The sequence below is a fragment of the Microbulbifer sp. ALW1 genome (assembly GCF_009903625.1).
Lineage (GTDB): Bacteria > Pseudomonadota > Gammaproteobacteria > Pseudomonadales > Cellvibrionaceae > Microbulbifer.
The window spans coordinates 2,449,745-2,469,125 of the sequence record NZ_CP047569.1; the positions used below are offsets into that span (position 1 = coordinate 2,449,745).

The window sequence follows — 19,381 nt, forward strand, 5'->3', positions numbered from 1 at the left end:
TTTACCCGCGATGTCGTGCTCGAGCCTGCTGGTTGATTCGTGCGGTACTTACCCAGAGGGACAGTGCTTGCTCAGAAACTCCTGGTGCAGCGGAGCCTGGGATCCTGCCTGCTGTACCGTCGCCCGCATTCTTTGCAGGTGCCCGATGAGTTCCTGTTCCGGAATCAGGTCGACACGAGGGTCATAACGCTTGGGTAATACTCCGAAACCCTGAAACATGGTCAGCCAGCTTGAAGGGCTGAACGCTTCCGGATTTTGCAGGGCGATATGCCCGCAGCTCTGGTATAGGTCGATTTTGTGTTGCAGGGAGTCGGGGATATCCATCGCCCGACAGTGCGTCCAGAAGTCGCTGTCCGTGCGCTGGTTAAGTTTGTAGTGCAGGATGATGAAGTCACGAATGGTTTCCATTTCGTGGCGGTGACGGCGATTCACCTCTGCAACGATGGCCGGATCACTTCCCCCGTGAGGAAAGAAAGTCAGGAGATGGGTAATACCGGTCTGTATCAGGGAAATACTGGTGCTTTCCAGGGGCTCTAGAAAGCCTGATGCCAGACCCAGTGCATAGCAGTTCTTGTTCCATACCTGTTTGCGCCGGCCGGCTTGAAAGCGGATCGGGCGCGGTTCATTGAGGGGCTGAGTATCAAGGCTATCGAGTAATACACGGGTGGCAGTTTCGCTATCAATGAAATGGCTACTGAATACGTAGCCAGTACCCAGCCGGTGCTGGAGCGGGATGCGCCACTGCCAGCCCGCCGCGAGTGCGGTGGTGCGGGTGTAGGGCAGGGGAGGTTGCTTGTGTTCACACTGTACTGCGACGGCACGATCGCAGAGTAACCAGTGACTCCAGTCCTCGTAGCCGGTCTTCAGGGTCTCTTCAATCAGCAGACCCCTGAAGCCGGTACAGTCGATAAACAGATCACCTCGGATGACGCGACCGTCCTGCAGTTGCAGTGCATCGATAAAGCCGTCGTCCTGGCGGAGCCGCACTTCCGTTACCTTCTGGTCGATTCGGCGAACCCCGTCGTTTTCAGCGCGATCCCGCAAAAAGGAGGCGTAGCGCGATGCGTCGAAATGATAGGCGTAGTCGTAGTCTGCCAGGGGAGATGGCGGGTTTACCCGGGGTTGTGCGAAGCGTTGCTCTTTAGCGAGCTGGCAACCGAGGGAAAACTCTTCCAGCTTGAATGGGTGTCCAGCCATTTTCAGGCGATTGAAATAGTGGTGAAAGTCGACACCACCATTGGCTACGCCATAATCTGAAAACGGATGGAAAAAATGTTCGCCGGGGCGGTTCCAGTCCTCAAATTGGATTCCCAGCTTGAAGGTGGCACCGGTTGCGCGGACAAAATCCAGCTCGTCGATGCCCAGGTTGTGATTGAAGCGCACAATACTGGGAATGGTCGCTTCGCCGACGCCAACCGTTCCTATGTCGGAAGATTCGATCAGGGTCACGCTGGTGTCTTTCCCCCAAGGGCCTTTCAGGTAGTGGGCCAGGCTGGCCGCGGCCATCCAGCCCGCTGTGCCGCCGCCGACAATCACAATGTTGTTCACTGGTTTGATCGCTTTTTCATTTTCTGGAAGGCACCCATACGTGCCCTTTCAAGAATATCCTGAGGCCATGGTCACGAATCTGGATACACTTTTCAAACTGATTCTGATACTTTTCTGTTCCTTGTGGGGGGTGAAGCTTCTGGACAGTATTCAGGGTTGATACGCTTTTTCGACGTTTTGCCATTCACTAGTTTGCTTAAAAAAGTTTGCTAAATAAGAAAAATAAATGGTCGAGTGTCTGTTATGAAGCCCATGCTCGAAAAAATTCTACCGGAGCCCGATTGTTCCTGGCGTTTCTGGCTATATGAGCTGGATGAAATCGAGTTCAACTGGCATTACCACCCAGAGTATGAAATTGCGTTAACCCTTAACAGCAAGGGGCATCGCTATGTGGGGGATAGTGTCGAGGCGTATACCGGTGTTGATATGGCCCTGACCGGGCCGGACCTACCGCACACCTGGTGCTCGCAACCGGAAAGGGAAGGTGAGCAGGTGCAGACCTATGTGGCGCAGTTGCCCGCCCCCTGGCTACACACATTGATGTCACAGGTCCCGGAGCTGGAAGGTTTGCGGTCACTCATGCAACGGTCTGAACGTGGCATCCTCTTTAGCCGCGAAGTGACCGAGCTGGCGGTTCCTATTTTTACATCCCTGGCCGCGGCATCCCCGATCGAACGAATAATAGGCCTGCTTCAGATCCTGCGATTGCAGGCTGGCGATAAGGAGTCTCGGATATTGGCCAGTGCGGGATACAAATTCACCGCCCAGCGCGATAGCTATTGTGAGCGAATCGATCGGGTTATTGGCTATATTTACGAAAATTACTGCCAGCCGTTACGCGCGGATGCGCTCGCGGATCTTGCCAATATGAGTACCAATCACTTCCACCGTTTTATCAAGCAGCGAACTGAACAAACGTTCACTGAGCTGGTTAACCAGCTGCGAATCGGTAAGGCCTGTTCCCTGTTAATCAATTCAGATCAGCCAATTGCGGCAATCAGTGATCTGTGCGGCTTTAACAACCTGTCCAATTTCAATCGCCGCTTCCGCCACTTGAAAAACATGACACCTTCTCAATTCCGGACGCGTTTGCGACAGACCAAATTGTAATGTGATCCGGTTTTCGAACCGGATACCTTAGCGGAATAGTATTGATTTCCGCTTGAAAAGTGCATCACTCCTGTCTGATAGCCAGCACACTGGCTTCTCCCTGAAACCAACGCCGGACCTGATACCGGCAATAATTAAACTGACTGGGTGAAGCTATGAAACGGATTCTGTTTACTGCAGGGGGGTGTTTGTTTTACCTGTTGCTCGCGGTTAAGGCCTATGCCTATGACTGCAGTGCAACCCCTGCCTATCAAGATGGTGTCAATTACCAAAGTGGAGATCTGGTCTCCAATACCGGAGCGGCCTATCGCTGCAATGTAGCTGGCTGGTGTTCTACCGGTGGCGCCTATGCACCGGGAACCGGATGGGCCTGGACGGAGGCCTGGGACGAGCTGGGAAGCTGTGACGGGGGGGCTGGCTCTTCCGGTTCAAGCTCAAGTTCTTCCAGTTCCAGTTCCAGCTCTTCGGGTTCTTCCAGTTCATCGTCGGGAAGCGGTAGCTCTAGCGGCGGCACAAGCTGTGACGGTATTGAGGCGTGGCAAGTCGCCAGTATCTATACCGAAGGCAATGTAGTTCAGCAAAATGGTGAGCGCTATATCGCCAACTGGTGGAACCAGGGGCAGAGCCCTGAGGACAACTCCGGCGCGTATGAGGTTTGGAGTGCCGCGGGGAGTTGCAGTGGTGCGGGTTCTTCTTCCAGCAGCTCTGGTGGAACCTCTTCCTCCGGTAGTTCCTCATCCGGCGTGAGTTCGTCTGGCGGTTCGTCGGGTGGTGATTCGCCAATTGCTCGTCATGGCAAGTTACATGTGTGTGGCAATGGGTTGTGCAATGCCGATAATGTACCGGTGCAACTGAGAGGAATGAGTACCCATGGCCTGCAATGGTATGGCTGGGGCAACTGTATTACCGGAAATTCCCTCGATACTCTTGCTGAAGACTGGAATGCCGATATCTTACGGGTCTCGCTGTATGTGCAGGAAGGTGGCTATGAAACCGATCCGGCGGGTTATACCGCACAGGTCAGCCATATTATCGACGAAGTGACAGCGCGGGGAATGTACGTACTGGTTGATTGGCATCAGCTGGATCCCGGTGATCCCAATGCGAATCTGGACAATGCCCGTCAGTTCTTTACCGATATCGCACAGGCGCACGGCGACAAAACCAATATCATTTACGATGTGGCCAATGAGCCCAACAATGTGAGCTGGGATGCTATCCAGCGCTATGCAATGGAGGTGATTCCCGTTATTCGCCAGTATGCGCCGGATGCGGTTGTATTGGTGGGTACGCATGGCTGGGCGTCACTCGGTATATCCGATGGTGGCTCGGCGCAGGATATCTTCAATAATCCCGTGACCATCGACAATATCATGTACACCTTCCATTTCTACGCCGCATCCCACGGCCAGGTGTATCGCGATGAACTGCGGTCTGCCCTTGAGCGGGGGATGCCGGTGTTTGTGACCGAGTGGGGCTCTCAGACCTATACCGGAGACGACGGCAACGACTTTGTCAGCACACAGGCATATCTCGATCTACTGGATCAGTACCAGATCAGCTGGACCAACTGGAACTACTCGGATGACTTCAGGACCGGGGCTGTGTGGAATACCGGCACCTGCAGCGCTGACAGCTGGGGCGTGGGAAACCTGAAAGAGGCGGGCGCCTGGGTGCGGGACAAAATCCGCAATCGCTAGTGTTCAGCGCTTGACCTTACCCTCGCGGTAACCTTAAAACTCCTTCATAGCTATCTCGGCTATGAAGGAGCTTCCATGAATATATCCCAGGCGGCCAAACGCGCCGGCCTCAGCGCCAAGGCCCTGCGCTATTACGAATCCATCAACCTGATATCTCCGTCGCGAAGCCCCAATGGCTATCGTGAATACTCGCACGCGGATGTGGACATCCTGCAGTTTATCCAGCGGGCCAGAAGCTGTGGCTTCTCCGTCGATGAAGTGCGGGCCCTCCTGGAGCTGCATCGCAATCCGGCACGGCACAGTCACGATGCCAAGGTGCTAGTGGAGGAGAAGCTGCAGCAAGTCGAGCGACAGCTTGAAGTTTTGAAAAGCATGCGCAAGACCTTGCGCGGACTTGCGGACAGTTGTGCCGGGGATGATTCGCCCGAGTGCGCGATCCTGAATCAGCTCGCCAGCGGCGATTAAACCGCTGGCAGCTATCTAAGCGATTAAAACTCCGGGTTCCATCCGGCCAGTATGCGCTCTGCGGTATAAGCCTTGGCCTCCTCATCGCTCAGGTGGCGCCGCTTGGGGTTTTTCTGCGCTCCCGGGCCATGGCTCTTGTACTCAAAAAAGCGGGAATCTTCTGGTCTGAACACACTGCTCTTGGTGCCATCGCGACTGGTACCGCGCATAGAATCCCAGCCTTCCGTCGTAATATGGTCGTCCATATAGCTGTTGATGAACACGCTGGCGCCGATGGCGTTGGGGTCGGCATAACGACCGTCCGCGAAAGTGGTGGTTGGGTGCCAGGGGCGGCCCAGGGGCGTGGAGTTGGCGGGTACGCCCGGCGCCTTCAGCAGGCGGCAGTTCAGGAAGACCAGACCGAAATCGTTGCTGATATCGGTGCTTGGTGCGGTGAGGTAGCCGACTGTATCCCGCGGGGTTCCGCGGGGGCGGGTCACGATATCGCTGTTTTCAAACAGCGCCTGACCGGCACCAAAAATAAAGTCCACGTTGCCTTCGATCACACTGTCCCGAAAGTAACTGCGTCCACCCTGCACGAACAGGGTGTCCTGATATCCGAGCAGGCGTACCTTGCGGAAGGCCGAGCGGTCACTGTTGAGCCCGGTTTCCAGCGCCACTGCCTGTGTGCCATTGACCTTATCGGTATGATCCTTGGGCAGGGCATCGGTAGCGAGGAAATCAAAGCTATTCTCGATGGTCAGGTTTTCCGCACGGAAGTCCTCGGCCTCGATGGTCAGTGTTGCGGTGGCAAAAGTACCCATTTTTTCACCGGAGCCGGCGGCAGCGCCCGGAGCTGGCATCCCGGCATAGTCTCCCCAACTGATAACCGTCCGGTCTCTCCCCGCGCCGATCAGACGGACATTGGGCTTATCGACCAGTAGCTTTTCCCGGTACTTACCCTCGGGCAGGTAGATCACATAGGGCGTCTCACCCGCTGCGGGAGCGGCGGCCAGGGCCGCGGCAATTGTGGGGTAAGCCTGCTCCGCGGAGACGCTTGAAGCGCCTGAATCTGCGCTGACTTCCGCACTGACTATCGCATCATAGCGGTTTACTGCTGCGCAGGCTGGGAGGGATATTGTTGCCAGTAGTGGCAGGATAAGGGAGCAAGATGCTAAGGAGCGGAAGAGTGCTGGGATCGCCATGGCTGTAAATCCGTATTGCTGATTGGCCTGATCGTCGGTTTTTATTGGTCAGGCCATTCTAGCGCCGGCCCCTGCATTTGCTCAAGCCACCGGGATGCGGTTACCCCTTAATTCCGCCGACTGACTGAGGTAGAATGCGCGGCCGCTTTAACTGACAGAAGCCCACAGCATCTTATGGAAATCAATCCGCTGCTCAATCAACTCAAAGACCTCGCAGAGCGCACTGACGTTCTCAGGGGGTATCTTTGACTACGCTACCAAGAAAGAACGCCTGACCGAGGTCGAGCTGGAGCTGGCTGAACCCAGCGTCTGGGACGATCCCGACCGCGCCCAGGAACTGGGCCGCGAACGCGCCGCCCTGGAAGCCGTAGTAAAAACCATCGAAGACCTCGACAGCGGCGTCAGCGACAGCCGCGAACTGCTGGATATGGCAGTGGAAGAGGACGATGAAGACTCCGTAGCCGAAGTGGCCAGCGAACTCGAGAATCTCCAGCAACAGCTGGAAACCCTCGAATTCCGTCGCATGTTCTCCGGCGAAACCGACCCCAACAACGCCTACCTGGACATCCAGGCCGGCTCCGGTGGCACCGAAGCCCAGGACTGGGCGGAAATGCTGTTGCGCATGTATCTGCGCTGGGGCGAAGCCCACGGTTTCAAAACCACCCTGGAAGAGGCCTCCGCCGGTGAAGTCGCGGGCATCAAAAGTGCCACCATCCACTTCCAGGGCGAATACGCCTTCGGTTGGCTGCGCACCGAAACCGGCGTACACCGCCTGGTTCGAAAAAGCCCGTTCGACTCCGGCAACCGCCGTCACACCTCGTTTACCTCCGTCTTCGTCTCCCCGGAGATTGACGACAACATCGAGATCGAAGTGGACAAGTCGCAAGTGCGTGAAGACACCTACCGTGCCTCTGGCGCCGGTGGTCAGCACGTCAACAAAACCGACTCCGCGGTGCGCTTGACTCATATTGCGTCCGGCATCGTGGTTGCCTGCCAGAGCGAACGCTCCCAGCACCAGAACCGTGACAAAGCCTGGAAAATGCTGCGCGCCAAGCTCTACGAGCAGGAAATGCAGAAGCGCAATGCCGAAAAACAGGCGATGGAAGAAAGCAAATCCGATATCGGCTGGGGCAGCCAGATCCGCTCCTACGTACTCGATGACCAGCGCATCAAAGACCTGCGCACCAGTGTCCAGACCAGTAACTGCCAGGCAGTGCTCGACGGCGACCTGGACCAGTTTATCGAGGCGAGCTTAAAAGCAGGGTTGTAAACCTAAGTTTCTAAGCACTTTTTGCTTACGAAGTTAAATACTTCGAATCGAAGGTGGAGTGCTGGGGATTCGGTTTCGAAAGCGTCGGCAACAGGGATGTTGCCGACGCAGCGTACAGGGATGTATTCACAGCGGTTTCGAAACCGAATACCCAGTGCTCCACCGCCACGGACTTCAATAAAAAGCTCTACATAGCTAGAAGCGAAGCCCGCAACACACCCCAAAAGACATGTGATAGATCATGAGCAACACACCAACTCCGCAAGACGAAAACAAACTGATCGCCGAACGCCGTGCCAAACTCAGCGCCATGCGCGAAAAGGGTAACGCCTTCCCGAACAGCTTCCGCCGCGAACAGCTCGCCGCCGACCTGCAAAAAGAGTTTGGTGAAAAGACCAAGGAAGAACTGGAAGCCGAAGGCAACAGCGCCTGTGTCGCCGGCCGAATCCTCGCCAAGCGCGGCCCCTTCCTCGTCATTCAGGACGTCTCCGGCCGTATCCAGCTGTACGCCGACAAAGTTGCGCAAAAAGATATCAAAGAGCGCTGGGGCACCTGGGACATCGGCGACATCGTCGGGGTCAAAGGTGCACTGCACAAATCCGGCAAAGGCGACCTCTACGTAAACTGCGAAGAGTACAGCCTGCTCACCAAAGCCCTGCGTCCGCTGCCGGAAAAATTCCACGGTATCGCCGACCAGGAAATGCGCTACCGCCAGCGCTACGTCGACCTCATTGCCACCCCGGAATCCCGCGATGTATTCCGCATCCGTTCCGAAGTGATCAGCTACATTCGCAGCTTCCTGAATAACAACCACTTCATGGAAGTGGAAACCCCCATGCTGCAGGTGATTCCCGGTGGCGCCACTGCGCGTCCGTTCGTGACCCATCACAACGCGCTGGATATTGACATGTACCTGCGCATCGCGCCGGAACTCTACCTCAAGCGTTTGGTCGTTGGCGGTTTCGAGCGCGTCTACGAAATCAACCGCAACTTCCGCAACGAAGGTCTGTCCACCCGCCACAACCCCGAGTTCACCATGCTCGAGTTCTACCAGGCGTACGCGGACTACAACGACCTGATGGACCTGACAGAAAACATGATCCGCGGCATCTGCACCGACGTACTGGGCAGCACCACCGTTCAGTACCAGGACAGCAGCTACGACTTCGCCCAGCCGTTCGATCGTATCAGTGTTTTCGACTCCATCCTGAAGTACAACCCGGAACTGAATGCCTCCGATATCGACAATATCGAAAGCGCGAAGAAGGTTGCGGAAGGCCTGGAAATTCCGCTCAAGGATATCTGGGGCCTGGGCAAAATCCAGATCGAAATTTTCGAAAAAACCGTCGAGCACCGTCTGGACCAGCCGACCTTTATCACCGAGTACCCGACAGAAGTATCACCTCTGGCGCGCCGAAATGACGACAACCCGTTTGTGACCGACCGCTTTGAATTTTTTGTGGGTGGCCGCGAAATTGCCAATGGCTTCTCCGAGCTGAACGATGCCGAAGACCAGGCCGAGCGTTTCCAGGCGCAGGTGGCTGAGAAGGATGCGGGCGATGACGAAGCCATGCACTACGACGCCGACTATATTCGTGCACTGGAATACGGCCTGCCACCTACCGCAGGTGAAGGCATCGGTATCGACCGTCTGGTAATGCTGTTGACCAACTCGCCGTCGATTCGCGACGTACTGTTGTTCCCGCATATGCGTCCGGAAGTTTCCCCGGAATAAGCATTGCTTGGGGAAAGACCCGAAAACAAAAAGGGCGATGGCTTTGCAGCCATCGCCCTTTTTGTTTGCGACATTTTTCCAACGAAAATGCACTAACCGCGAATACCCAGTGGGCCAGCGGGTAAATAAATGGTTTCCGATGCGGAACTGCCCCGGCGCTGTATCTCGACCGAGACCGATGAGCCTGGTGCGACCTGGTAAACCTGGGTGCGCAGGTCACCCATATGAAACACCCGCTGATTGTTGTAGCGGATGATTTTATCTCCCGGACGCAGGCCGGCCTCATAGGCTGGCGCTGCTTCCAGCAGGTCGCCGATTTCCAGTTCCGTGCGGCCACCAAAAGCTTTCAGATATTGATCGAATTCCGACCTGCTCAGTTCTTCCTCGAAGACCCGGCGCGGATTGCTGTAGGTGTGAATTTTTTCCTGTAGCTGTTTCGCCTCGGCCGAGCGCTTGTTTTGCAAATGGTGGTATTCGTAGGTGAATTGCATCTGCTCGTACTGGATGCGCTCCTGCTTATCGACAATAAACTGCGCGCGCTCCGGGCCAAAGCCCGCCTCCATCAGCTGCCGGATCTGATTCTCGCGCATGCGTTCAAATCGATCCTGATGACTGGTGTCGTGCTCCTGGTGGCTATTATGAAACTCTGCCTCGCTCTGGGCGTGGGCCATATCCAGCGACGCATTGCGGGTCTCGCCGGAGTTTTTGTCAGGATCCAGTCGGGCGCTTAGTTCATTGACGAGCTCCAGCAACTGGCCTTGGATTTTCAGGGTCTGGTCGAGGGTGCGTTCCAGGTGTTGTACGCGAGTGGCTATATCAGATGCGTTGGGCGTGTCGCCGGGAAACAGACCTGAAGAGGAGCTGGAGCTGCTTGGTGAGGCCCAGTAGGCGATAGCGACGCCGACGACAAGGAAGGATGCGGCAGCGACATACACTGTGCGCTTTTGGAGTTGCATGGTTTCACCCATTGCCTGCAGTTTGCCCGTGATAGCAGAAATTATAGAAGTACCAGGTGATTAGGCAGCTCGTTCTTGATCACCGTGGCAGGTGCGGCTTCCTGAAGTAGTTCGCCACATTTTTCTACGCAGTGAACAAACGCTTCGCTTGTTTTCCCCTTTTTTACTTCGTGGATGAAATTTTCAACTATTTCCTGCCAGGCCTCGTTGGTAATGTGCTCCGCGAGACCACGGTCTGCAAGAATTTCAACGTAGTGTTCAGCCTGGGATACAAAAATCAGCAGCCCAAGCCGGTCTTTGGTGCTGTGCAGCTCCTGCTCCAGAAATTGCCGGCGTGCGAGATTGGATGCGCGCCAGTACTTCACCTTTTTGGGAATCAACCGCATGGTGAGTGGGCGCCAGCGAAACAGCACCGCGAGGACGATGAAGAGTATCCATTGCAGAGTAAATGCCTGCTGGTACTCCAGCCACCAGGGCAGGAATTGCATCAGTGGCGCGAGCAGTAATGCCAGAAATGCCGCCCACAGCGTGGATATGTACAGGTAGTGGTCAGACTGACCGGCGAGCACCGTGACTACTTCGGCGTCGGTGCGCGATTCCACTTCCTTGATGGCGTCGGCCAGTGTGCGCCGCTCCTGCGCATTCAGCATGTGGTTTTTTTCCATCGTTCGTTGCCGAGCCCCCGTATTCCTTTTCTGGCTGCCCCGTTTGGTTACCAGCCCCCGGAGGCGCCACCGCCACCGAAGCCGCCGCCGCCACCGCCGAAGCCACCACCAAAGCCTCCGCCGCCACCAAAACCGCCACCGAAGCCTCCGCCACCGTAATAGCCGCCGTAGCGGCCGCGGCGGTAGTTACCGCTGCCTGCCGGTGATCCCAGTACCGAGGAGCCGAAGATTTGCAGCATGATGAATAGCAGGAAGATGCCGACGAGCAGCGCCAGTTGGCGGTTGTCATCAGACTCTGTGGGTTCGGGCACGTATTCGTTTTTGATGGCCGCAATAATGGAATCAACGCCGGCGGTGACGCCACCGTCAAAGTTTCCGGCCTGGAATTGCGGGAGAATCTTGGTGTGAATGATGTTGGCGGAGAGTGCGTCAGTCAGTGCGCCTTCCAATCCATAGCCCACTTCAATACGCACTTTGCGCTCGCTGGGGGCCACGATCAATAGCACCCCGTTGTCTTTGCCTTTCTGGCCGATTTTCCAGTTTCTGCCCAGCTGGTAACCGTACTCTTCAATCGTCAGCCCCTGAAGATCTGGCAGGGTAACCACCACAATCTGATTGCTGGTTTCCTTTTCCTGGCGCTGCAGGGTTTCCGTCAGTTGGTATCGGGTGGTCTGGCTGAGCAAATTGGCATTGTCCACCACGCGTCCGGAAAGGGTAGGGAAGGTCACATCCGCGGCTGCCTGGCAAGCCCAAAGAAGGGCTGACCACAGAAACAGTGTAAGGGCGACCCTGAGGATCGTCATGAACTGGCCCCGCTGACAGAGTGGCTGGAGTGGGTGACGGCGGATCAATGGTTATTGAAAGTCGACTTCAGGCGCCTTTTCCGCGTCTTCCGATGTGGCCTCGAAGGTATCCCGAAGGGGCATATCACTGTAGAGGACACTGTGCCAGATGCGACCGGGGAAGGTGCGAATCTCGCGGTTGTAGCGCTCCACCGCAGCGATATAATCCCGCCGGGCCACGCTGATGCGGTTTTCAGTGCCCTCCAGCTGGGATTGCAAGGCCAGGAAATTCTGGTTGGCCTTGAGGTCCGGGTAGCGTTCGACGACAACCATCAGGCGGGAAAGGGCGCTGCTGAGCTGCGATTGGGCGGCTTCAAACTGTTTCAGCTTGGCAGGGTCATTGATGATCCCGGAATCCACCTGCATGGAGTTGACCTTGGCGCGGGCCTCGGTAACCGCCTCGAGGGTTTCCCGCTCGTGTGAGGCGTAGGCCTTGACGGTTTTGACCAGATTGGGAATCAGGTCTGCACGGCGCTGGTACTGGTTCTGCACCTGGGCCCAGGTAGCTTTGACATTCTCATCAAAGGTGGGAATGTTGTTAATGCCACAGCCGCTGAGGCCAAAGGCCGCCAGTGACAGGAGCAGGGTTTGCCAGAATCGGCGCTGGGTGAAAATTGGTTTGCCTGTGAGTGCAACGTTCATTCCATTCATCCATGTTGGTTCAGAACAAGACAATAATAGTCTCCAATCCGCCGTCTTTCGGGTAAGTCTGCCCGAACCCTTATTTCAGAGAGCAGTAATGGCATTAAAAGCGACGATATTCAAAGCCCGGTTACAGGTGGCCGATATGGACCGGGATTACTACGGGGAGCACCTGCTGACGCTGGCGCGTCACCCCTCAGAAACCGACGAGCGGATGATGATTCGCCTGCTGGCATTCGCGCTCAACGCCAGTGAGCAGCTGGAATTTACCCGCGGGCTGTCGACGGACGACGAACCTGATCTCTGGGAGCACAGCCTGAGTGGTGAAGTGGAAACCTGGATCGAAGTGGGTGTACCGGCAGAGGACCGGGTGCGTAAGGCCTGCGGCCGTGCAGATCGCGTGCTGGTCTACGCCTATGGTCAGCGCACCGCATCGGTGTGGTGGAAGAAGATGGAGACCGCCACCGCACGTTTTGACAACCTGCAGGTATTCTTTCTACCTGCGGAAAGCTGCGCTCAGCTGGCGACCATGGCTGAGCGCAATATGGACTTCAGCGTCACTATTCAGGATGGGCAGCTGTGGTTCTCCAGTGCTGAACAGAGCCTGGAATTGACGCCCCAGCGCTGGAAGTAGCGCACGAAACAACGAAACCTATTCTGAAAATCTCAACAATCAATCAGTACTGAAAACTTAACGGAGCCAAATAATGCCGTCGTTCGATATCGTATCTGAAGTGGACAAGCACCAGCTGACCAATGCGGTGGATCAGGTGAATCGTACCATCACCAACCGTTTCGACTTCAAGGGCGTGGATGCGGAAGTGGAAATGTCTGGATTTGCCCTGACTCTGCGCGCCGAATCCGACATGCAGGTTACTCAAATGGAAGACATGCTGCGCGCTGCGCTGATCAAATGCAGTATTGACCCCTTGGCGATGGAACTTGGTGAGCCAGAGCAATCGGGCAAGCAGGTAAAAGTGGATGTGACTCTGAAAAATGGTCTCGACAAAGATCTGTCAAAAAAGATCGTTAAGATCATCAAGGAAGAAAAGCTCAAGGTGCAGGCGGCCATTCAGGGCGACTCTGTGCGGGTTACCGGCAAGAAGCGCGACGATTTACAGCAGGTCATTGCCATGTTGCGGGGAAAGGAGCTGGAGCAGCCGCTGCAGTTCGATAATTTCCGCGACTAACTCAAATTTTGGGGGAGGTTTGCTTGTTCAGAATTGATGTGGCTCGCCGTCTGGCTGGGGTCCTGATCGCACTGTGGGTTCCGGCTTGCGCCGGGGCAATACCGGTCACTGAGGCCCGGTTGCTCAATGCCTGGTGGATAGATGGCAGTGAGGGACTGGATATCTCTGGACTGAGCTTTTGTGATGGCGAGCTACTGGCTGTCGCCGATAAATCTTCTGAACAATTTTTTGCGCTCTCCCCTGAAGTCGGCGCCGACAAGGTCAAATTGCGGGTAAAAGCCGGGTTTTCACGACCGCCACTACCGGATGATCAGCCGGTATCGGTAAAGGTTCGGGCACTGCATTACGCCAGTACGCCACTCAGTATGGATTTTGAAGGTATCACTTGTGATGAACAGGGAATCTACCTGCTTAGTGAGCGCCACAACCGGATTGCCTGGCTTGGCGCATCCGCGTCCACGGCGAAATGGTTGCCGCAGCGCTGGTCGGAAACTGCGCGAAAGGAGGGCTACCTGCAATTGTTTAATGCAGAGAGCGAAGGCCTGGTCAAGGCCGGCTCCGATTTCTGGGTGGCGCTGGAGCGCAACCCGAGAGGCCTGTTACGGATTAAGCCGGACGACAGGATCGGTCGTGATTACTTTCAGGTGCCGGCGGTAGCGGGGCTCGATTTTCACGGCCGCTCAGAGGATCTGACTGCTCTCGCGTATTACAATGGCGCGCTGTTTACACTCGAGCGCAATGCGTTTGCGGTGTGTGAGCGCGACATTGACACCCTTGAAGCGCACTGGTGTATCCACTACCGAGAAGTCGAGGAGGGGGCCCAGTATGTCTATCAAGAAACCCGCTTCGGAAAGGGCGAGGGACTGGCGGTGAATGATGAGGGTATTTTTGTGGTGCTGGATAACAACGGTGTGGGGCGCGCCGCTGCGCCGGACGACCGTCGTGGCTTACTGCTGCAACTGGCCTTTCCCGCGCACACGGACAGCAACAGGTAAGCGTTTTGGCCGCGGTTGAACTGGCGCTGTTGTTGAAAGAGGTGCGCGCTTGTCGTTTGTGTGAGCCGTATTTGCCGCTCGGCCCGCACCCGGTATTGAGTGCAGGTCGCTCCGCGAAGCTGTTAATTATCGGCCAGGCTCCGGGTACCCGGGTGCATGCAACGGGTATTCCCTGGAACGACCCTTCGGGCGACCGCCTGCGAGCGTGGCTGCAACTGGATCGGGAGCAGTTCTACGACGAATCCCTGATCGCAATTATGCCCATGGGGTTTTGCTACCCCGGACGGGGCAAGGGTGGCGATTTACCGCCACGACCGGAGTGCGCTCCGACCTGGCATCAAAAGCTGCTGGATCAGCTGCCCGATATTCAGTTGACCCTGCTGATCGGTCAGTACGCCCAGCGCTACTATCTTCCGCAGGCCCATTTTCCAAAACGCGACAGCATTACCGAAAATGTGCGCCGTTACGCTGACGCACAGCCCCATGGCTTCTTCCCGCTACCACACCCAAGCCCCAGAAACACCCTGTGGCTGAATCGCCGCCCCTGGTTTGAAGAGGAAGTGGTGCCGGCTTTGCGCAGGCAGCTGAAGCGCATTATTTCCTGAGAATCTTTTTTATTGAATAACTTATGCCGACGTCTACTCCCATAAAAATCGATCCCTCCTGGCACAAGGTGCTGGAAGCCGAGTTCCGTAAACCCTATATGGAAGAGCTGCGTGTTTTCCTGCAACAGGAAAGGCAGGCGGGGAAAAATATTTTTCCCCCGGGAGGGCAAGTTTTTAATGCGTTCAACTCCACGCCCTTCGATCAGGTCAAGGTTGTAATTCTGGGGCAAGATCCCTATCACGGCGCGGGTCAGGCCCACGGTCTCTGTTTTTCCGTGATGCCCGGGGTGCGGATTCCGCCATCACTGCAGAATATCTACAAGGAGTTGCAATCAGACCTGGGAATCACCCCTCCGGAGCACGGCTGTTTGCAGCCGTGGGCAGAGCAGGGGGTGTTGCTGTTGAATGCGACCCTCACGGTGGAAGAAAGCAAGGCGGGATCTCACCAGAAGCGCGGATGGGAGCGGCTCACCGATGCCGCGATACACGCGCTGGCGGAACAGCGCGAAGGGCTAGTCTTCGTACTGTGGGGCAGTTATGCGCAGAAGAAGGGTAGTTTTATCGATAGCCGCAAGCACCTGGTGCTGAGCGGGCCACACCCATCGCCCTTGTCTGCGCACCGCGGGTTTTTCGGTACCCGGCCATTTTCCCAGGCGAATGCCTATTTGCAGAGCAGCGGACAGAAACCCATTGACTGGCGTTTGCCTGCGTTGGACGCGCTGCACCGGGTGGCGGTGGAAATATGACCGCCATACCGGGTTAGCCGCTGTTCAATCAATCAATCAATCAATCGATCAATCACCGCGTCAATCGCTCGCCAGAGGATCGGCATCCGCATCATAGGGCAGCTCCAACAGCTCCAGAACGCGCCCATCGGAAAGCTGCAGGCTCTCACCATCGGCTACCTTGCTTTTGGTCAGCACGGCCAGCAGTTCTATTTCGTCTCCGGTGTCGCAGGCCTGTACCAGATTGCCCACGCTGGAGCCGCCGGCGGGAGTGAATATTTCCGCGCCCGCTTGCGGTATGTCGCCCTTATCGATTTTTGCCCGGTACATGCGGCGCTTGGCGGCGCCCAGGTATTGCATGCGGGCCACCACTTCCTGACCGGTGTAACAGCCCTTTTTGAAGTTGACGCCGCCCAGCAGGTGCAGGTTCAGCATCTGCGGGATAAACATTTCGCTACTGCTCTGATGTACTTGCGGTATACCTGCTTCGATCAGCTGCTGTTGCCAGTGGCTGTAGTCTCCGGGCCGGGCGTTGTTGCCCTCCAGTTTTTGCCACAGATCTGCGGCCTGTTCACAGGGTACCTGGATCGCCACGCAGCGCTCGTTGAGCATGGCCGCCAGGGCAGGGTGCCCGTTGTGGTCGAAGCCGCGCAGTTGGCCCGGAATCAGGTCGGTGTCGCTGCTGTTCGACAGGCACAGCAGGTGTGAGGCGGCAGTGCCGATATCGCGGCCACTGAGGCCGAACCAGCGCTGTATATCGCTCACATCGGTGAGCTCTGTTTTGAAAAATACGGCGTACTTTTTCAGAGCGGCCAGGGCTGAGGCGACCAGGTCGCGGGGCATCAGCAGTACGAACTGACTCTGGTCAATTTTCAGCGCGTGGAAAGCACTGATCATGCGCCCCTTGGGGTTGCAGTGGCTGCCGAGGGTGAGGTGTTCATCGGGTAGCTTAACCAGGTCGCAGGTAAGCTGCCCCTGGAGGAACTTCTGGCTGTCAGGCCCGGTAACGGCGATGGCGCCGAGGGGACTCAGGTCGATGAGCTGTATATCGGTGCCGGAAGTGCTGTCGCTGTCTTGACTAAAGTGGGCCGCACCGTCAACCCAGCGGGCCCCACGACTGCTGAGAAAATCCTGCCACTGCTGTTGATCCATGCTCTGCTCGCTACCTGGGTCCGATGGGTGTTTTTAAGAGGGTATTGTAAGTTCTGTTATCTGGGGTTTTGCGGCGGGATTTCAACTACCGCTATACTGCGCCCAATTCGCAACTTGGTTTTGAGAAAGAAGTATGGATCGCAACCGCCTGTTTTGGGCCAGCCGCCGCGGTATGTTGGAGCTGGACCTGGTTTTGCTGCCGTTTCTGGATAATGTCTACGAAACGCTGAGCCCGGAAGATCAACAACGCTATATCCGGTTGCTGGATGAGCAGGATCAGGACCTGTTTGCCTGGTTCCTGCGCCGCGAAGACCCGGAAGATCCGGAACTGAAACACATCGTGCAGATCATCCGTGACAACACCGGTCTCCAGGACTGAAATCGCGTCTTCGGGGCAGTCTTCCCCCGATCAATCTGGCTCTGACCCGCTTGGCGCGGAGCTGGAACCCATTCCCCGTGGGGGGATCCGCCCCCAGTCCCGTTCGCGCGTCGGTCCCGGTGCCCGCCCAGAGCGCAACGCCAGGCTGGTGTGCGACATTGCGCCCTCCCGCAGCCTGAAGATCGTCCTTTCATTGATTGCGGTGCAGTCGTTGCTGTTGCTGCTGCTCTCCCGTTTGCCCTGGGCTGCGGTATTGCTGATGGCGCTGGTCATCATCGGTTACAGCCTGTTTGAATGGCGCCGCCTGTCGGGTTCGGTGGGGCGTTTGTCCACCTCGGATAGACGCTGGTACTGGCAGGTGAAAGGGGGTGCCAGGCGAGAGTTCAATTTTTGCGGAGAGCTGACGCTCTGGCGGTGGCTGATTGTGATCAACGGCCGCGATCTGGAAGGGCGCAGGCTGCGCCTGGTGTTGGCAAGAGATGCCGCTAGCGTCGACGACTGGCGTCGGCTGCTGGTGGCACTGCGCTTTTCGCGTTCGGCCTTTTCCCGTTCGGTTTAGGTCCGTTGCTCGCCTGAGTCGATCCCGGAAGTGCTGACGCTGGTGCTGACAAAGTGTCGCTGATCGGCAAAATTCTCCGGTACCAGGATCGTATCCATGGCCAGCTCCCGCAAGCCCGGGTAATCCAGGGAGTAGTGCAGGCCGCGGCTTTCCCGCCGGTCCAGGGCCGAGCGGATGATCAGCTCGGAAACGACCGCCAGATTGCGCAGCTCGATCAAATCGCTGGTGATCTTGTAATTGGCGTAAAACTCCAGAATTTCCTGCTGTAACAGTCGCACCCGGTGCTCGGCGCGCAACAGGCGCTTGCGCGTGCGCACGATACCTACAAAGTCCCACATAAAACGTCGCAGTTCATCCCAGTTGTGGGAGATCACCACATCTTCGTCGGAATCGGTTACCCGCGAGGCGTCCCAAGCCAGGGCTGGCCGCGGCGGGGCAATGGTGTCGAGGGTGCTGTCGATATGCAGTGCCGCAGAGCGCGCGTAAACCACGCATTCCAGCAGCGAGTTACTGGCCAGGCGATTGGCGCCGTGCAGGCCGGTAAAGGTGGTCTCGCCAATGGCGTAAAGCTGATCCAGGTCGCTGCGGCCGTGCTGGTCCACCATCACGCCGCCACAGGTGTAGTGGGCCGCAGGGACCACCGGAATGGCCTCTTTGGTGATGTCGATACCGTATTCCAGGCACTTTTTGTACACCGTGGGGAAGTGCTCACGCACGAACGCTGGGTCTTTGTGCGAAATGTCGAGGTAGACGCAGTCGGCACCCAGGCGTTTCATTTCGTGGTCGATGGCGCGTGCGACGATGTCCCGGGGCGCCAGCTCTCCACGTTTATCGAACCGCTCCATAAACCGTTCGCCGCTGGGCAACTTGAGGGTCGCACCTTCGCCCCGTAGCGCCTCGGTGATCAGCATGGATTTGGCTTTGGGGTGGTACAGGCAGGTGGGGTGGAACTGGTTGAATTCCATATTTGCCACCCGGCAACCGGCGCGCCAGGCCATGGCAATACCGTCACCACTGGCCCCGTCCGGGTTGCTGGTATAGAGGTAGGCTTTGGCCGCACCGCCAGTCGCCAGCACCACCGCGCGGCCCTGGAAGACTTCGACTTCCTCCGTGTCTTTGTTGTAGACGTAGCAGCCGGCGCAGCGGAAGCGGCCGGTTTTTGCGTCGGGCTGGCGGATCAGGTCCAGGGCGATATGGTGCTCGAAGCAGTCGATGTTGGGGGTATTGCGCACCCGCTCGATCAGGGTGCTGTGCACCGCACGACCAGTGGCGTCCGCACTGTGGATGATGCGGCGGTGACTGTGGCCCCCTTCTTTGGTGAGGTGGTATTCGCCATCGTCTTCGCGAGTGAACTCCACGCCCTGGTGGATCAGCCATTGAATGGCGTCGCGGCTGTTCTCCACGGTAAAACGCACTGCGTCCGGGTGGCAGAGACCGGCCCCTGCATCTAATGTATCCGCTATGTGGGCGTCTACCGAGTCAGTTTCATCCAGTACGCCGGCGATGCCACCCTGGGCGAACCAGGTGGAGCCGTCCTGCAGGCGCTGTTTCGACAGCAGGGCTACACGGTGGCGGGCTGCGAGGTGCAGTGCCAGTGTCAGGCCTGCGGCGCCACTGCCAATAACGAGGACGTCGTAGTTATTCATAGGCTTATTCATG

20 protein-coding genes are annotated in these 19,381 nt (G+C 56.9%); 12 read left to right on the plus strand and 8 right to left on the minus strand.

The annotated features are described in order from the left end of the window. Positions 1-48: 48 nt before the first annotated feature. Entirely contained in the window at positions 49-1,548 is a 1,500-nt protein-coding gene (locus tag GRX76_RS10140) for a tryptophan halogenase family protein (protein ID WP_236250311.1), read from the minus strand. A gap of 243 nt (positions 1,549-1,791) precedes the next feature. Between GRX76_RS10140 and GRX76_RS10145 the strand changes: the two genes are divergently transcribed. The 3 genes from GRX76_RS10145 to cueR all read left to right on the plus strand — a co-directional run bounded on the left by GRX76_RS10145 (position 1,792) and on the right by cueR (position 4,823). Further along, positions 1,792-2,658: an AraC family transcriptional regulator gene (locus GRX76_RS10145; protein ID WP_160153202.1), complete on the plus strand. Its 867-nt coding sequence runs from the start codon at positions 1,792-1,794 to the stop codon at positions 2,656-2,658. Between the two features lie 155 nt (positions 2,659-2,813). Next, entirely contained in the window at positions 2,814-4,358 is a 1,545-nt protein-coding gene (locus tag GRX76_RS10150) for a cellulase family glycosylhydrolase (RefSeq protein WP_160153203.1), read from the plus strand. Positions 4,359-4,433: 75 nt separating this feature from the next. Next, positions 4,434-4,823 carry a Cu(I)-responsive transcriptional regulator gene (gene cueR / locus GRX76_RS10155; protein WP_160153204.1) on the plus strand — a complete coding sequence of 130 codons (390 nt, stop codon included), beginning with the start codon at positions 4,434-4,436 and terminating at the stop codon, positions 4,821-4,823. A gap of 23 nt (positions 4,824-4,846) precedes the next feature. Here the strand turns inward: cueR and GRX76_RS10160 are convergent, their stop codons facing one another. Beyond that, positions 4,847-6,007: a pectinesterase family protein gene (locus GRX76_RS10160; protein WP_160153205.1), complete on the minus strand. Its 1,161-nt coding sequence runs from the start codon at positions 6,005-6,007 to the stop codon at positions 4,847-4,849. A 174-nt stretch (positions 6,008-6,181) separates the two neighbouring features. Between GRX76_RS10160 and prfB the strand changes: the two genes are divergently transcribed. Next, positions 6,182-7,277 (plus strand): peptide chain release factor 2 gene (gene prfB / locus GRX76_RS10165; protein WP_160153206.1). Its coding sequence is split into 2 segments (ribosomal slippage): positions 6,182-6,253 and positions 6,255-7,277, totalling 1,095 coding nucleotides; the frame shifts between segments, so codons are not numbered across the junction. 241 nt (positions 7,278-7,518) lie between these two features. Further along, positions 7,519-9,012: a lysine--tRNA ligase gene (gene lysS, locus GRX76_RS10170; RefSeq protein ID WP_160153207.1), complete on the plus strand. Its 1,494-nt coding sequence runs from the start codon at positions 7,519-7,521 to the stop codon at positions 9,010-9,012. 92 nt (positions 9,013-9,104) lie between these two features. Here lysS and GRX76_RS10175 read toward each other — a convergent pair whose 3' ends face one another. The 4 genes from GRX76_RS10175 to GRX76_RS10190 form a co-directional block, all read right to left on the minus strand. After that, the gene (locus tag GRX76_RS10175) at positions 9,105-9,968 is read right to left on the minus strand and encodes a PDZ domain-containing protein (protein WP_160153208.1); all 864 of its coding nucleotides are present in this window, start codon (positions 9,966-9,968) and stop codon (positions 9,105-9,107) included. 41 nt (positions 9,969-10,009) lie between these two features. Continuing rightward, on the minus strand, positions 10,010-10,633 hold the full coding sequence (locus GRX76_RS10180) for a TPM domain-containing protein (RefSeq protein ID WP_236250312.1): 624 nt from the start codon (positions 10,631-10,633) through the stop codon (positions 10,010-10,012). 47 nt (positions 10,634-10,680) lie between these two features. After that, a complete protein-coding gene (locus GRX76_RS10185; protein ID WP_236250313.1) occupies positions 10,681-11,361 on the minus strand; it encodes a YgcG family protein in 681 nt (226 codons plus the stop codon). A 126-nt stretch (positions 11,362-11,487) separates the two neighbouring features. After that, the gene (locus GRX76_RS10190; RefSeq protein WP_160153210.1) at positions 11,488-12,117 is read right to left on the minus strand and encodes a LemA family protein; all 630 of its coding nucleotides are present in this window, start codon (positions 12,115-12,117) and stop codon (positions 11,488-11,490) included. A gap of 97 nt (positions 12,118-12,214) precedes the next feature. On the opposite strand from GRX76_RS10190, the gene GRX76_RS10195 reads away from it, so the two are divergent. The 5 genes from GRX76_RS10195 to ung all read left to right on the plus strand — a co-directional run bounded on the left by GRX76_RS10195 (position 12,215) and on the right by ung (position 15,653). Further along, a complete protein-coding gene (locus GRX76_RS10195; protein WP_160153211.1) occupies positions 12,215-12,751 on the plus strand; it encodes a YaeQ family protein in 537 nt (178 codons plus the stop codon). Positions 12,752-12,824: 73 nt separating this feature from the next. After that, a complete protein-coding gene (locus tag GRX76_RS10200; protein WP_160153212.1) occupies positions 12,825-13,307 on the plus strand; it encodes a YajQ family cyclic di-GMP-binding protein in 483 nt (160 codons plus the stop codon). A gap of 23 nt (positions 13,308-13,330) precedes the next feature. Then, positions 13,331-14,302: a hypothetical protein gene (locus GRX76_RS10205; protein ID WP_236250314.1), complete on the plus strand. Its 972-nt coding sequence runs from the start codon at positions 13,331-13,333 to the stop codon at positions 14,300-14,302. A gap of 5 nt (positions 14,303-14,307) precedes the next feature. After that, entirely contained in the window at positions 14,308-14,907 is a 600-nt protein-coding gene (locus GRX76_RS10210; RefSeq protein WP_236250315.1) for a uracil-DNA glycosylase family protein, read from the plus strand. Positions 14,908-14,930: 23 nt separating this feature from the next. Beyond that, entirely contained in the window at positions 14,931-15,653 is a 723-nt protein-coding gene (gene ung, locus GRX76_RS10215) for a uracil-DNA glycosylase (RefSeq protein ID WP_160153213.1), read from the plus strand. 60 nt (positions 15,654-15,713) lie between these two features. Here ung and GRX76_RS10220 read toward each other — a convergent pair whose 3' ends face one another. Next, a complete protein-coding gene (locus tag GRX76_RS10220; RefSeq protein WP_160153214.1) occupies positions 15,714-16,784 on the minus strand; it encodes a folate-binding protein YgfZ in 1,071 nt (356 codons plus the stop codon). Between the two features lie 133 nt (positions 16,785-16,917). On the opposite strand from GRX76_RS10220, the gene GRX76_RS10225 reads away from it, so the two are divergent. Both GRX76_RS10225 and GRX76_RS10230 read left to right on the plus strand, forming a co-directional pair. After that, a complete protein-coding gene (locus tag GRX76_RS10225) occupies positions 16,918-17,163 on the plus strand; it encodes a succinate dehydrogenase assembly factor 2 (RefSeq protein WP_160153215.1) in 246 nt (81 codons plus the stop codon). After that, a complete protein-coding gene (locus GRX76_RS10230; protein WP_160153216.1) occupies positions 17,138-17,722 on the plus strand; it encodes a protein YgfX in 585 nt (194 codons plus the stop codon). Before GRX76_RS10225 ends, GRX76_RS10230 begins: the two co-directional genes overlap by 26 nt. Here the strand turns inward: GRX76_RS10230 and nadB are convergent. Further along, positions 17,719-19,368 carry an L-aspartate oxidase gene (nadB, locus tag GRX76_RS10235; protein WP_370463956.1) on the minus strand — a complete coding sequence of 550 codons (1,650 nt, stop codon included), beginning with the start codon at positions 19,366-19,368 and terminating at the stop codon, positions 17,719-17,721. The genes GRX76_RS10230 and nadB overlap by 4 nt on opposite strands. Positions 19,369-19,381 lie beyond the last annotated feature (13 nt).